This is a genomic window from Streptomyces sp. NPDC026515 (assembly GCF_055567595.1).
In genome coordinates this window covers 22369-36092 of record NZ_JBVHQD010000041.1, presented here as the reverse complement: position 1 = coordinate 36092, position 13724 = coordinate 22369, and the positions used below count along the sequence as shown (strand labels likewise).

11 protein-coding genes and 2 pseudogenes are annotated in these 13724 nt (G+C 71.9%); 1 reads left to right on the top strand and 12 read right to left on the bottom strand.

Annotation, left to right across the window (positions count from 1 at the left end):
* Nucleotides 1–95: 95 nt before the first annotated feature.
* The 4 genes and pseudogenes from ACZ4O3_RS43175 to ACZ4O3_RS43160 form a co-directional block, all read right to left on the bottom strand.
* The gene (locus tag ACZ4O3_RS43175) at nt 96–785 is read right to left on the bottom strand and encodes a TetR/AcrR family transcriptional regulator (RefSeq protein WP_362731235.1); all 690 of its coding nucleotides are present in this window, start codon (nt 783–785) and stop codon (nt 96–98) included.
* 56 nt (nt 786–841) lie between these two features.
* Nucleotides 842–1593, bottom strand: a pseudogene (locus ACZ4O3_RS43170) (PDR/VanB family oxidoreductase); the annotation flags it as partial.
* Nucleotides 1593–2087: pseudogene (locus tag ACZ4O3_RS43165) on the bottom strand (metal-dependent hydrolase); the annotation flags it as partial. The pseudogenes ACZ4O3_RS43170 and ACZ4O3_RS43165, both read right to left, overlap by 1 nt.
* A gap of 123 nt (nt 2088–2210) precedes the next feature.
* Nucleotides 2211–4139 (bottom strand): hypothetical protein, encoded by a 1929-nt coding sequence (locus tag ACZ4O3_RS43160; RefSeq protein WP_467727872.1) that lies wholly within the window; start codon nt 4137–4139, stop codon nt 2211–2213.
* A gap of 159 nt (nt 4140–4298) precedes the next feature.
* On the opposite strand from ACZ4O3_RS43160, the gene ACZ4O3_RS43155 reads away from it, so the two are divergent.
* On the top strand, nt 4299–4706 hold the full coding sequence (locus ACZ4O3_RS43155) for a hypothetical protein (RefSeq protein WP_362727852.1): 408 nt from the start codon (nt 4299–4301) through the stop codon (nt 4704–4706).
* Between the two features lie 83 nt (nt 4707–4789).
* Here the strand turns inward: ACZ4O3_RS43155 and ACZ4O3_RS43150 are convergent, their stop codons facing one another.
* The 8 genes from ACZ4O3_RS43150 to ACZ4O3_RS43115 all read right to left on the bottom strand — a co-directional run bounded on the left by ACZ4O3_RS43150 (nt 4790) and on the right by ACZ4O3_RS43115 (nt 13610).
* Nucleotides 4790–6322 carry a DUF1996 domain-containing protein gene (locus ACZ4O3_RS43150; protein ID WP_362727854.1) on the bottom strand — a complete coding sequence of 511 codons (1533 nt, stop codon included), beginning with the start codon at nt 6320–6322 and terminating at the stop codon, nt 4790–4792.
* 173 nt (nt 6323–6495) lie between these two features.
* A complete protein-coding gene (locus ACZ4O3_RS43145) occupies nt 6496–7146 on the bottom strand; it encodes a response regulator transcription factor (protein ID WP_362727856.1) in 651 nt (216 codons plus the stop codon).
* Nucleotides 7131–8405: a sensor histidine kinase gene (locus ACZ4O3_RS43140; RefSeq protein WP_362727858.1), complete on the bottom strand. Its 1275-nt coding sequence runs from the start codon at nt 8403–8405 to the stop codon at nt 7131–7133. The genes ACZ4O3_RS43145 and ACZ4O3_RS43140 overlap by 16 nt, the downstream gene beginning before the upstream one ends.
* 171 nt (nt 8406–8576) lie before the next feature.
* Nucleotides 8577–9587 (bottom strand): NAD-dependent epimerase/dehydratase family protein, encoded by a 1011-nt coding sequence (locus tag ACZ4O3_RS43135; RefSeq protein ID WP_467727868.1) that lies wholly within the window; start codon nt 9585–9587, stop codon nt 8577–8579.
* A 65-nt stretch (nt 9588–9652) separates the two neighbouring features.
* Nucleotides 9653–10243: a winged helix-turn-helix domain-containing protein gene (locus ACZ4O3_RS43130; RefSeq protein ID WP_467727866.1), complete on the bottom strand. Its 591-nt coding sequence runs from the start codon at nt 10241–10243 to the stop codon at nt 9653–9655.
* 328 nt (nt 10244–10571) lie between these two features.
* Nucleotides 10572–11510: a DUF6891 domain-containing protein gene (locus ACZ4O3_RS43125; protein ID WP_467727865.1), complete on the bottom strand. Its 939-nt coding sequence runs from the start codon at nt 11508–11510 to the stop codon at nt 10572–10574.
* A gap of 82 nt (nt 11511–11592) precedes the next feature.
* On the bottom strand, nt 11593–12624 hold the full coding sequence (glnII, locus tag ACZ4O3_RS43120) for a glutamine synthetase (protein ID WP_360493662.1): 1032 nt from the start codon (nt 12622–12624) through the stop codon (nt 11593–11595).
* A gap of 284 nt (nt 12625–12908) precedes the next feature.
* Nucleotides 12909–13610, bottom strand: a complete 702-nt coding sequence (locus ACZ4O3_RS43115; RefSeq protein WP_467727863.1) for a hypothetical protein — start codon at nt 13608–13610, stop codon at nt 12909–12911.
* Nucleotides 13611–13724 lie beyond the last annotated feature (114 nt).

The following is a 13724-nucleotide window of genomic DNA, read 5'->3' as shown; positions in this document are numbered from 1 at the left end:
AGGACCGTGTTGGGGATAGGTGTCTTCACCCGACGTTGCCCGGCCACCGAGCACCGCTAATACCGGATTAGGTTGGGGACGCGGCTGGCGGGTGGCTAGCCCGCCAGCGCGAGGAGGCGGACGGCCAGGTCGGCGAACGGGCCGTCGCCCGGCTCGTCCTTGACCATCCGCTTCAGCAGGGCGCTCATCTCCTCGTCGTGGGCGGCGCTGACGGCGGCCAGCGCCGCGAAGTCGTGCACGAGCTGGACCTCCAGTTCGGCACGGGGGATGCGCCGGCCGTCCAGCCAGATCAGCGCGGTCGACTCGGCGAGTGAGATCCAGGAGCGGATGACCAGTTCCAGACGGGCCGGTGCCTCGGTGACGTCGAGGTGCGCGAGGATCTGCTCGTAGGCGGCCTGCCGTACGGAGTCGATCAGCGCGTTGGTGGCCGAGGAGCCGACCGCCGGACCGCCGCGCATCAACGCGGCGAAGCCGGGACCGTGTTCGTCCACGAAGTCGAAGAACCGCCGCATCACCCGCAGCAGCCGCGACCCGAGCGGGCCTTCCCGCGGTTCGGCGAAACGGCCCGCAAGGTCCTCCGAGGCACGCTTCAACGCGGCCTCGTACAGGCTGAGTTTGCCGGGGAAGTAGTGGTAGACGAGGGGCCGCGAGATGCCCGCGGCCGACGCTATCTCGTCTATCGAGACCTCGTCGGGCGATCGGCGGCTGAACAGTTCGAGGGCGACGCCGATCAACTGCTGCCGCCGCTCCTCGACTCCCAATCTGCGGCGTACCCCGGTACTCATACGAACACCTTACCGATCGGATCCGGCCTCTCAGGGACCCGACCCGCCACCGGCGTTCACAGATCCAGCACAAGTCTCCCCCCGCGCGCCCGGGATACGCAGATCAGCATCGAGTCGGCACGCTCCGCGTCCGTCAGCAGCTCGTCCCGGTGCTCCACCTCCCCGGCCAGCACCCGCTGCCGGCAGGTCCCGCAGAATCCCTGGGCGCAGGAGTACGCCGTGTCGGGGAGCTCCGCCCGCACCGCGGCCAGCACCGTCGAGTCGGCCGGCACCGTCAACGTCCGCCCGGTGCGCCGCAGTTCCACCTCGAACTCACGGTCGAAGGCGCCCTCGGTGTGCGGAGCGAAGCGTTCGAGGCGGACGGCGGGGAACCGCTCCTCGACCGCCGCCATCAGTCCCTGCGGGCCGCAGCAGTAGACCGGGGCGCCCTCGGGGACCGTCAGCGCGCCGAGGTCCGGGCGGCCGTCTTCGTCCTCGGCGACGACGGTGACCCGGTGGTCCCCGGCCGGCTCCGCCAGGAACGGCATCGAGGCCCGGCTGCGCCCGCAGTGCAGCAGGCGCCACTCCACCCCCGCCGGCACGGCCCGCACCATGGACAGGATCGGGGTGATGCCGATGTCCCCGGCGACGAAGACGCAGGCGTCGGCCGCGGCGAGCGGGAAGCGGTTGCGCGGTCCGCGCACCTCCAGCTCCATGCCCTCGGCCACCCGCTCGTGGAGCTCCCGCGAACCGCCCCGCCCGTCCGCGACCAGCCGCGTGGCGATCGTGTACGACGAGGCGTCCGCCGGGTCCCGCAGAGCGAGTACTGCGCCGGTCCAGTTCGTCGGCGTTGAGCACCCAGTCGCCGAGGAAGGCGGTGCAGTGCTCGACGGCCGCGATCAGCGCGACCCGTTCGAGGAGCCACCGGCGGCGCGCCCGGCCCGGTGGCAGCGTGCGGTCGCCGAGCAGCTTCTCGAAGAACCAGTCCACCTGCGCGGTGTACGGCGTCGGATCGAGGCCCAGCTCCTTGAGGCGGGGCAGCACCTCGTCGTGGGCCTGGGAGTGCATCGCCTCCTGTCCGATGGACCCGACGACGTCGGTGCGCAGCCGCTCGTCACGGATCAGCGGCAGCACCTGCTTGTGGACGTGCACGAACCGGCGCTCGCCGGCGGGCAGGAGCAGGTGCAGCACGTTGATCGTGTGGGTGCCGAACGGGTCGCCGGGCACCCAGTGCAGCGGGGTGTCCTGCCAGGCGAAGGACACGTTGCGGGCCGTGAGCGTGATGTGCTCGGACACAACCGGTTGCGGCTGCTTGTTGGACATGGCGTCAATGTGCTGACGGGTAGGCGGCCTGAGAAGGTCTGTGGCGCGGCTTGTCTACGGAAGTGTCAGCAAGGGTCGGGCGCTGCCCGGCCAGGTACGGGCAGTGATCCTGCGAGGGGATTCTCACCGCAGCCCGGTGATCTTGCTGCCGTCCTCCAGCGTCCCCGTCAGGTCGGCCTGTGCCCCTTGTTTCGCCCTGGCCGTGAGCAGCGTCCCCTGCGCCGACGCGGTGACCCCGCCGGTCGCCCGGACCGACGCCGTGTCGCGGCTGCCCGCGGCCAGCAGGTACCACTGCCCGGCCCCGGACTTCCACAACACCCCGGCCAGTACGTGCGGATCACGCGGGCCGCACGCCGTCACGTCGGACCCCTTCGCCGCCACCGCCCCGTACGGACTGCCCGGCGTCCGGAACTGGGCCAGCGACACCGCGCCGTCGCCCCGCCACGTCTCCGCTCGCGTGCACACCCAGGACCCGGTACCACCGGCGTCCGGCAGCGGCTGCTCGGCGAAGGCCCAGGCGTTGACGCTGCGCACCCCCGCGAACCGCTCCGCCGACAGCGAGCAGGCGAACGGTGCCCAGTCGCGCAGCGCCCGCGCACCCGAGGCGTCCTCGGTGTACCCGGGCCGGCCCGAGGTGAGGCGGGCGGGCACCAGCTCGCCCAGGTCGGTGGTGAGGTGCACGCCCTGCGCGTCGGTCAGCTGGAGCACGTTCCAGGACGTGCACGCCCCCTGCTGGAGGGCGGAGCCGGCCAGCGGACCGGTCACCCCGTCGGTCAGCCCGAGGTCCATCGCCCCCGAGGTCGGCTTCAGCAGGTCCCGCTCCGCCGCCCTGGTCACCCAGGGGGCCGTCAGATAGCGGACGTTGCCGTCGGAACGGCCGAGGACCAGCGCGTCCGCCTCGGCGCCGGTCGCACCGTCGACGCGCGCGAGGTCCAGGGCCGCGCCCTGCGTGCCGTCCTTCGGCTCGGCGTAACGGGCGATGCGCAGACCGTCGTAGAGGATCACCACCCGGGCGCCGTCGACGACGTCCGCGTAGAGCAGCTGGGGCGGTCCCGCCGGGCCGCCGGTCTGGGTGCCGGGGGTCGCCGAGACGCGGACGGTCTCACCGGGACGGGCCCAGACGGCGAGCGCCCGGCGCAGCAGCGCGGTGTCGCCGGTGAGGGCGCCACGGGCGGGCCAGGCGGAGAAGTCGGTGCGGGCGGCGGTCTTCCAGACGGTGGCCGGCGCCTTCGTCAGCTGGGCCGGGTCGAGGGCGGCTTGGGCCGCCGGGTTCTGCGCGTACACCGGCGCCGCCGCGCCGTCGGCGCCCCAGCCGCCGCCCGGCAGCGTGACCAGTGCGCCGCACACCGCGAGCGCGGCGGCCGCGGCGAGCGCGGCCTTGGTGTGCTGGCGGCGCCGCATCAGATCGGGGGGCCGGACCCGCAGGGAGCAGGGGTCGAACTCGGGGGAGCTGAGCAGCGCGTACTCGGCCGGCACGCCGTTCGCGTCGGCGAGCGCGGCGTCCGGGTGCTCGATCCCGGCCGCCGCCAGGATCCTGCGGACGTCGCCGTCGGGGAGCTGTTCGAGACCGCGCAGGGCGTAGGCGGCGCGGGCCGGCCCCGACAGGGTGGCGAGCCTCTGGTCCAGGGCGAGTTCGTCGGCGCCGCCGGAGCGCGGGAACAGCCGCAGGCCCCACACCTGGGGGAGCAGCGGTGGCAGCTGGGCCCGCCTGGGCCAGGCCGTGAACTTGAGGGGCCGGCCCGCCTCCAGCGCCGTACGCACCACTTCGAGGCGGACCAGGGCGTACCCGGGGTCGGTGTTCCGGCCGGTGGACTGGGCCGGGATCACCGGGGCCTGCCTGCGCCCCCGGGGCAGCGCCCGCTGGACCAGGGAGTGCGCGGTCAGGACACGGCGGCCCCGGGCCAGGCCCGGCGGCAGCACCAGGTAGGCGAGGCGGACCAGCCCCGGGTAGTGCTCGATGAGCGCGGCCTCGGCCTGCTCGACATCGACGGCCGGACCCGGGGCTCCGGTGGAGGCGGCTGCGTGACGCTGGGCTACATCCTGTGACTGCACGTCCTGGAGAACGAGCGAATCGGTGGCAGGTCACCGCCACTCGGGTGGCCGGGGCATCCTGGACCCCTCTTCGATTTGAGCGCCCCGCGCCCCACAGCCGTATCGATGGGGAGGGCCCCGAAGGCATTCCCGGGGCCGGCAACGCGACCGGAGGAACAGATGAGGTTGACCCGACCGATGCTCGCCGCGGCCGGCGCGGCGGCCGTACTGGCGCTGGCGGGCTGTGGATCCGGTGACAGCACCGCGGAGGCGAAGATCCCGGTGGCCGCCACCGGCAGCCTGGAGAGCCTGGCCGCCAAGGTGAAGTGCACCCCGGACATGCAGATCGACTCCGACGAGGTCCGCCAGGCCATCTGCAAGACCTCCGCCGGCAAGTTCGTCTTCGCCACCTTCGCCACCGACCGCGGCCAGCGCGAGTGGATCAACGACGCCAAGGACTACGGCGGTTTCTACCTCGTCGGCCGCAAGTGGGTCGCCGTCGGCGACGACGTGGTGGTCAAGACGCTGCAGACCACGCTGGGCGGCGAGGAGGAGATCGGGACCGACCACAGCAAGCACACCGGCTGAACGTCCCGGCACACACAAGGAAGCGGGCGGTGGGGGATTCCCACCGCCCGCTCCGTGTTTCCGGGTTACCGGCTAGCTACGGCTCACTGGCACCTGCGGCCGGAGTTGACGCAGTTGGCGATCTTCGCCGCCAGGTTGTTCTTGGTGACGCTGATGAAGTCGTCGTGGTCGGTCGAGGGCTTGTGCAGCTGCTCCGGGAAGCCGTCCACCGCGTAGGCGTTCTTCACCTGGCCGTTCTGGACGGTCGGCGGGGTGATCTTGTAGACCAGACGCATCGTCAGCTGCGGAATGGCCTTGAAGCCGTTCCCGCAGACACCGCTCGCCGGGTCCGCGAAGGCCACGTGCGTACGGTGGTTGGCGCTGTCGATGTTGACGCCGTCCCAGCAGCTCTGGAAGGCGAACGTCCGGACCACGTTGCTGCCCTGCGGGCAGATCGGGTACTGCTCGGTCAGCTGGACCTTGTTCTCGAAGCCGGTGCAGCTCCAGTGCGCGTTGGCGTTGGCCAGACCGTTGGTCGTGGTCTTGGCGTCACCGGTGATGATGCGCAGGAACTGCGGCATCGCGACGACCTTGCTCGCCGGGCTGCCGACGTACTTGATCTCCGCCGACTGCGGGGTCAGGATCTTGCCGACGTTGCCTTCCTTGCCACCGCCGTCCGCGTTCTGGTCGAAGTCCTGCGTGCCGTTCTGCACACGCACGACCGGCCAGTAGTACGACGACAGGTCGCTCTGGTTCTGGCAGGAGCTCGGTGCCGCCAGCATCGAGTCGTTGGTGGCGAAGGCGTTGACCTTCTGGTTGCCGACGTAGTCGTGCAGGTGGTGCGCGCCGTTGGCCACGCCGGGCGCCACGATGACGTTGTCGGTGTTGTGGTTCTTGTTGGCGTTCACACCGCAGCGGGTGGTGAAGGAACCCGTCGAGGCGGTGCGCTGCTTCTGCGGCTTGGCCAGGACGTTCGGCGCGACCTTCGTGATGTCCACGAAGTCGGCCGCGACCGGGCCGTTGCCCGCCTGCCCGCCGATGTTGGCCGGGGCGCTGGCGCTGGCACTCGGGGCGGCCGTGGCCTGGCCGTTGTTCCCGTTGTTCTGACCACCGTTGTTGTTGTTCTGGCCGCCGCCGTTGTTCCCCCCGCCGGCGGTGGTCTGGTTGGCGGTCTGCGTGGTGCAGGCGGCGAGCTGGGCCAGCGAGCTGTCGAACTGTCCGCCGACCCGGGTGATGTCGATCCGGATCCGGTCGATCGTGGCCGCCCGCTTCTCCTTCAGGGGGGCGACGATCGCGTTCTGCACGAAGTTCGCGTCGTTCGCCTGGGCCTGGCGGGTGGAGGCGAGACGGGCGTAGGCCTCGGTGATCTGCTTGTCGAGTTTCGCCAGTTCCATCGCCACCCCCTGCCTGGCCTTCCACGGCACGTTCGTCAGCTTCTGGCCGACGTCCGGGCAGGAGATCGTCGCGACCGTGGCAGCGGCGGCCTTGGTGTAGTTCTGGGCAGAGTTGTTCGACTCATGCGCCGAAGCGTTCATCTGTGCCCAAAGCAGCCCGCCCCCGCCGAGCACTAGGGCCGCCGATGCGGCTATGGCCTTGGTGGCCAGCGGCGTACGGCGTTTGCGTGTGTTGCGTCCCATGGAACTCCTCTGACTTCCTTGGCGGGGCAGCATCGAGGCGCCCGACAGGAGTGAAGCGGCGCCCTCTCATACGAAGGGCGCCTCAGTGGTGTTCAGCCGTCTCATGAATTCATCAGAGACTTGTTACCGACTTGGGGCACAACTGCCGTTTGAGCAGGGCAACTTCTGGAAATTCAGCGGTCGCGGTCCAGATACGCGAGCACGGCCAGGACGCGCCGATTGTCATCGTCCGACACCTCGAGTCCCAGTTTGGTGAAGATGTTGGAGGTGTGTTTGGCGATGGCCCGTTCCGTGACGACGAGCTGGGCGGCGATCGCCGCGTTCGAACGGCCCTGCGCCATCAGTTCCATGACCTCCAGCTCCCGCCGTGTCAAGGCCTCCAGGGGCCGGTCGCCGATCCGCCGGGACAGCAGCTGCTGGATCACCTGCGGATCCATGGCCGTACCGCCTGCCGCGACCCGCCGTACGGCGTCCACGAACTGCTCCGCGTCGAACACCCGGTCCTTGAGCAGATACCCCACCCCGCCGCTGCCGTCGGCCAGCAGCTCCCGCGCGTACAGCTGCTCCACGTGCTGGGAGAGGACCAGCACCGGCAGCCCCGGCCGGTCCCGCCGCGCCCTGAGCGCGCACTGCAGCCCCTCGTCGGTGTGCGTGGGCGGCAGCCGTACGTCCACCACGGCCACGTCCGGCTCCAGCTCCGCCAGTGCGCGGGTGAGTTCGGGGCCGGTCTCGACGGCGGCCGCGATCTCGAAGTCGTAGGCCTCCAGCAGCCGGACCAGCCCGTCGCGGAGCAGGAACAGGTCTTCGGCTAGGACAACGCGCACGGAATCTCCATGGTGACCATGGTGGGACCGCCCGCGGGGCTGCTGACGGCCAGGACGCCGTCGAATGTACCGAGCCGCCGTTCGACCCCGGCGAGCCCCGACCCGGCGCCGATCACCGCGCCGCCCCTGCCGTGGTCGGTGACCGAGATCCGCAGCATGCCGGCGCCTTCCGGCACGTGGTGCACATCCACCCAGATCCGGTCGGCGCCGGAGTGCTTGACCGCGTTGGTCAGCACCTCGCTCACCGCGAAGTACGCGGCCGACTCCACCGGCGCGTCCGCCCGGCCCGGCAGGTCCACGGTCACCTCCGTGGGCACCGGCAGCCGCAGTGCCAACGCCCGTACGGCATCGCCGAGTCCGCGCTCGGCGAGCACCGGCGGGTGAATGCCCCGCACCAGGTCGCGCAGCTCGCCCAGGGCCTCCACGGACGCCTGCCGGGTCTGCGCGAGCAGCCGCTTCGCCTTCTCCGGGTCCTTGTCGAGGAGCATCTCGACGGTCCCGAGGTCCATGCCCATGGCGACCAGCCGGGCCTGCGCCCCGTCGTGCAGATCCCGCTCGATCCGCCGCAGTTCGGCCGCCGAGGTGTCCACCGCGTCCCTCCGGGTCTCGGTCAGCACCCGCACCCGCTCGGTGAGTTCGCCCTCTCCGGGGGCGAGGACGGCACGGGTGAGCCTGAAGTGGACGGTCAGCAGGGCCGGGGCGTACCGCGCGGCGGCGACGAGGATGACGGCGCCCAGTCCGGCGGCGGCGAACGCGGTGGCCTGCCCGGTGACCGGCACGAAGCCGTACCAGTAGCCGTCCCCGAGCACCCTCCACAGCCCGGCGGCCACCGCGAACCCCTCCAGCGGATAGAACACGGCCAGCGCGGGCAGCAGCGCGGTCACGAACCCTGCCGTCATGTCGGCCGGCAGCCACAGCACGTCCCGCCCGACCTGCGGGTCCCGGAGCAGCGCGAGGGTGCGGGTCCAGGGGCTGGCCTTGGCCGGCAGCGGCCGGTAGGCCGACGGGATCCGCATCCCGCACCACTCCTGGGCGAGCCGTCGCCGCACGTCCGCCACGTCCCGCACACCGCCGAGGACCGCCGGGGTGGTGAGGATGCCGAGGCCGGCCGGGATCAGCGCGACGGAGACCGCGGTCAGGACAAAGCAGAGAATCGAGAGCGCCGGCATCACCAGCGCCAGCACCAGCCCCCGTACGGCGGCGAGCACGACCTCCCGTACCCTGGCACGGAAGCCCCGGCTGTTCGTGTTCGTCATCATGGCGCCAGTCTGTCCGACCACTGCGCCGCGGGTCACTGGCCCAAAGCCCCGTGCGAGGGGGTGGTGCCAGGTACACCCCGAGGGGTGCGACGCCCCGCCAGGGGCGCGGGCTGCGTCGATCTGCGGCTCCGCCGCGTGGGCGCGCTCAGCCCCCAACGGCTCGCGCACCGGTCACGGCCCTCCTGCCGGAAGGCCGAGCGCCCTCGCCTCGACTTCCGGGGCGAGTCCGACGGCCGGCCGGTCCGCTCGCACCGGCACCTCACCCCCGGTCTCCCGCAGCCACTCCCACGTGTCCGCCACCGTCTCCTCGGCCGGCCGGCACACCAGCCCCGTCCCCACCGCCCGCGACACATCCATGCGATGCACCGCGTCGTACGTCTCGCTCCCCGGCGGTACCCACACCGGCAGCTGTACCCACGGCTCGATCCCGGCGGCGAGGACCACCTCGGGGCCGGTCCAGCGCAGCTCGGCCGCCGAGCCCGTGACCCGGCGGCACGCCTCCAGCAGCGCGCCCATCGTGGTGTGGCCGAACGGCGCGACCAGGTTGTACGGCCCGGACAGGCCCCGCTCGACCGCGCCCAGAGTCCACTCGGCGAGATCGCGGGCGTCCACGAACTGGACGGGCAGGCCGTGCGGCCCGGGAGCCAGGACCGGGCCGCCCCGGGCGATCCGGTTCAGCCACCACGGCAGCCGGCCGACGTTCTCGTACGGCCCGAGGATCAGCCCGGCCCGTACCAGCACCGAGCCGTCCGTGCCGAAGGACTCCACGGCGGCCAGCTCACCGCCCCGCTTGTCCCGCGCGTACTCGGTCCGCCCGGCGCCGGCGGCGGCCCCCGTCACCAGGGCCGTGTCCTCGGCGAACCCGGCCGGGCGCGACCAGTCGTAGACCGAGCAGCTGGACACGTAGACGTACCGTCCGGCGCGGTCCCGCAGCAGCCGTGCCGTCTCCCGCACGGCGCTCGGCGCGGCCGACCAGGTGTCGACGACCGCGTCCCACCGGGTGCCGTCGGCGAGCGCGGCCAGACCGCCGGGCGCCGTGCGGTCGCCGTGCAGTGACCGCACGCCCGGCGCGGGCGGGTGGTGTCCCCGGTGGAAGACGGTCACCTCCCAGCCGCGCCCCAGCGCCGCCGCCACGACGGCCCGCCCCACGAACTCCGTACCACCCAGCACCAGAAGTCTCATGCGAGTGATCGTGCCCGGACACGGCGCCGGAGGGAACGGGACTCTGCCGAGGGCAGAGCGCCCCGTCAGCGGCCGGTCGGCGGGGTGTACTTGTAGCCGACCCTGCGGACCGTCTGGATCGCCTTGCGGTGTTCCGCGCCGAGCTTGCGGCGCAGCCGGGCGACATGGACGTCGACCGTGCGGCCGTCGCCGACGTGGCCGTAGCCCCAGACCGTGGTGACCAGCTGGTCGCGGGTGTGCACCCGGTTCGGGTGCGCGACGAGGTGGGCCAGGAGCTCGAACTCCAGGTAGGTGAGGTCGAGTTCACGCCCGTCGACCTGGGCGGTGCGCTGCACGGGGTCGACGGTGACGAGCGGCCGGACGCCGCTCGCGTCCCGCTCGCCCGGTGCGTCGGCCTGCTCCCGCGCGTCCGGCACCGCGACCGGCAGGAACGGCGGCCGCTGGTCCGCGGGAACCAGCACCAGGTAGCCGATCATCGGCGGCCGGCCCGGCAGGGCAGGCACGGTGTGCTGCGGGGCGGGCAGCCAGGTGGCGCCCGGCGGCAGGAAGTCCGCCATGTCCACCACCTCGTCCCGGTCGACGGCGCGCAGCCGGTGCCGGGCGGCCGAGGAGGCGGCGAGGGTGGAGGCGGGGGAGAGAGAACGAGTGGTCGCCATGAGACGTCAGCTCTTTCGCGCGAGGAGTTCGTCGGTCGGGACGACGGCCGCGATTCGTGGTCGGGCGCGCCGGGACGTTCTGCGTTTCGCGCTGGCCGAAGGCCGGGGTGTACGGCTTTAGAGGGCCCGCGCATTCATCGCGCGGCAACACACCCGGTCGAAGTCGTGGTGCTGACGGGAAGGCCAGAAGGGCTCGAGGTCATGGCGACCCGTCGCGCTGCACTTCTGGTAGCTGGCCATGCGCCCATTGAAGCAGAGACAGCCCGCAAACAGGACCCTCCTCTCACTGCTTGGACGCGTCCCTGGCGGGACCCTGACGTCGGCCTCCTCATCCCACCAGGCGTTTGTGCCAGGTCAGCGGGGTGAGCTCGATCGCCTTGTCCGGATTGCCGTCCCACACTGCGGACAGCCCGGCGGCGGTGAGGGCGGCGACCACCTCGCGGCCCACGGCGGTGGTCGTCTCCGCGGAGCCGTCGAAGCCGCCGTAGTAGAGGCTGAGGCCGTGGCCCTCGGCGGCGGAACGGGTGCCCTGGTGGTGGAAGAAGACGAAGCCCCTCGTCCCGCCCGCGTCCTCGGCCTCGGCGCCGATCTCGGCCAGGCCGCAGGAGCGGCAGCAGGTGAAGTCCTCACGGGCGACGACGCCTTCGCGCTCCAGTGCCGCGAACGCCCGGGTCAGCCGGTCGGGGTCGGTGGGTCCGCGCCACGCCCGCTGCTCCGCCACCCGCGCCACCCAGAGCCGCTCCACGAGCTCGCGCGCCTGGGCCGCGGAGACCGGCGCCGGGCCGTCCCGCTCGTCGTCCGCCATCAGATCCACGGTCTCCCGGACGAGCCGGTCGATCCCCAGGTAGCCGTCCTGGAGCAGGACGCGCACCTGGGCCTCGGCGCGGGCCGCGACGTCGGCCGCGAGCGCCGGTGCCTCCTCGCGCGGCGGCACCGGCACCGGTTCCCAGGCGACGCCCGCGTCCCAGCCCTCGTCCTTTCGTGCCCAGCCGGTCAGCAGCTCCGCCACCCGGTTCGGGTCCGTGAGGTCCGTACCGGAGAACTCGTCAGTGCCGCGCCGGTGTTCGAGGCGGTAGCCGCCGCCCTCCTCGTGCCACACCTGCGCGAACACCTTCGGCAGGTCCGGGACGCGCTGGGCGATCAGGAAGCGGTTCCCGGCCGCGCCGAGCCCGCGCACCGCCTCGCGCAGGACGTCCGGCGAACCCCACAGGTACCTCTGCCCGTTCTCCGTCCAGGCGTTGACGGCGAGCTCCTCGTCGATCTCCATGCGCCCACCATGGCACGCGCCACCGACAACGCCGCGGGGGCGTCCACCGTGAGGGTGGACGCCCCCGCGGGGAGTTCGCGGATCAGACCTGGCCGGCCTTGTCCAGGGCGGTGCAGCAGGTGTCGACGATCAGCCGGGTCACCAGGTACGGGTCGACGTTGGCGTTCGGGCGGCGGTCCTCGATGTAGCCCTTGCCGTCCTTCTCGACCTGCCAGGGGATGCGGACCGACGCGCCGCGGTTGGAGACGCCGTAGGAGTACTCGTTCCACGGGGCGGTCTCGTGCAGACCCGTCAGCCGGTCGTCGATGCCGGCGCCGTAGTTCTTGACGTGGTCGAGCGGCTTGGAGCCCTCGCCGAGCGACTCGCACGCGGTGATGATCGCGTCGTAGCCCTCGCGCATCGCCTTCGTGGAGAAGTTGGTGTGCGCGCCGGCGCCGTTCCAGTCGCCCTTGACCGGCTTGGGGTCGAGGGTGGCGGAGACGCCGAAGTCCTCGGCGGTGCGGTAGAGCAGCCAGCGGGCCACCCACAGGTGGTCGGAGACTTCCAGCGGGGAGACCGGGCCGACCTGGAACTCCCACTGGCCGGGCATGACCTCGGCGTTGATGCCGGAGATCGCCAGGCCCGCCTTCAGGCAGTTGTCCAGGTGGGCCTCGACGATCTCGCGGCCGAAGATCTCGTCGGCGCCGACACCGCAGTAGTAGCCGCCCTGCGGGGCCGGGAAGCCGCCCTCGGGGAAGCCCAGCGGGCGGGCGCCGTCGAAGAAGGTGTACTCCTGCTCGATGCCGAAGATCGGCTCCTGCGCGGCGAACTTCTCCGCGACCTCGGCCAGCGCGGCACGCGTGTTGGAGGAGTGCGGGGTGAAGTCGATGTCCAGGACCTCGCACAGGACGAGTACGTCGTCGCCGCCGCGGATCGGGTCCGGGCAGGTGAAGACCGGCTTCAGCACACGGTCCGAGGAGTGCCCCTCGGCCTGGTTCGTGGAGGACCCGTCGAAGCCCCAGATCGGCAGCGCGTCCAGACCGGCGGGGGCACCCGCGATGATCTTCGTCTTCGAACGCAGCTTGGCCGTCGGCTCGGTGCCGTCGATCCAGATGTACTCAGCCTTGAAGGTCACGGGCCACATCCTTCGGGGTGGGTCGGGCGCACTTGCGGGTGCAGCGGCGCTACGGCACTGGGGCGCCTCGGTGTTGCCCGGCAGCCTGTCAACAGGCGATTTCCCGATCATTGCTCGAATGTGAACCCGGTGTTACCTGGCGGTTCTGTGGTGCGGCTCACGTTGTGAGGCCGGGGCGGGCGGGGTACAGAGCCCATTTCGGGCGCCGTGCGCGGGCCCCGCCCGGCGGCCGCCGGCTTTCCCTCCGTGAAAGCCGGCGGCCGGGCCGCAGTCCGTCCCGTCGATCAGCCGACCTTCTGGATCAGGGCGCGGCGGATCAGGAACTTGCCGGGCTCCCGGACCTGCTCGAAGGCGGCGTTGTTGAGCAGCACGCAACTGCCGGACACCGAGGTGACCTTCACCGTCGTGGACTTGTTGTTGTCCAGGTTGGTGACCTTCAGCGTGGTTCCCGCGGGGAACTGGTTGCTGGAGGCGGCCGGCGCGCCGGCCTCGCCGGAGAGCGTGACGGTCGAGCCGTTGCAGACCTGCTGGCCCGCGGCTGCGGCACCGCCTCCGGTGTTCCCGGTGGCCGCGCTCTTCGAGGGCGCCGGCACGGCGGTCTGCTGGCCAGTCTGGCCCGTCTGGCCCGTCTGCGCGCCGCCCGCCGCCTGGGAGCCCTGAGCCGACTCCCCAACGACGCAACCGGACGCCTTCTGCTGGACCTTGATCTGTGCGATGACCGCATCGCGGTTGGCGATCCGGGCCGCCGACTGGGCGTCCGGGTTCGCCCTCTGGTCCGCGATGAACTTCTGGTTGTTGCCGAGGGCGGTGGCCAGCCCCGAGCAGACGGTCGAGTCCGCGGCCGACGACAGGGTCTTCGCGTTCTGCGGGGTCTGCGCGGCGTTCGAGGTGGACGCCAGGACGAAGGCCCCGCCGCCGGCCACGGCCGCGGCGCCGACCAGCAGAGCGATCGACTTCTTGGCGCCGAGAGTTCTCCTACGCGACATGCGCGCCTCCTGAGAGGGGTGGGGGAACGTACGCCGCTATGTACGAGATACCGAACGGAGTTACTCAACGGTTACAGGAGTCACCGAAGTAACGTACGTCACAGGGCAGTTGAG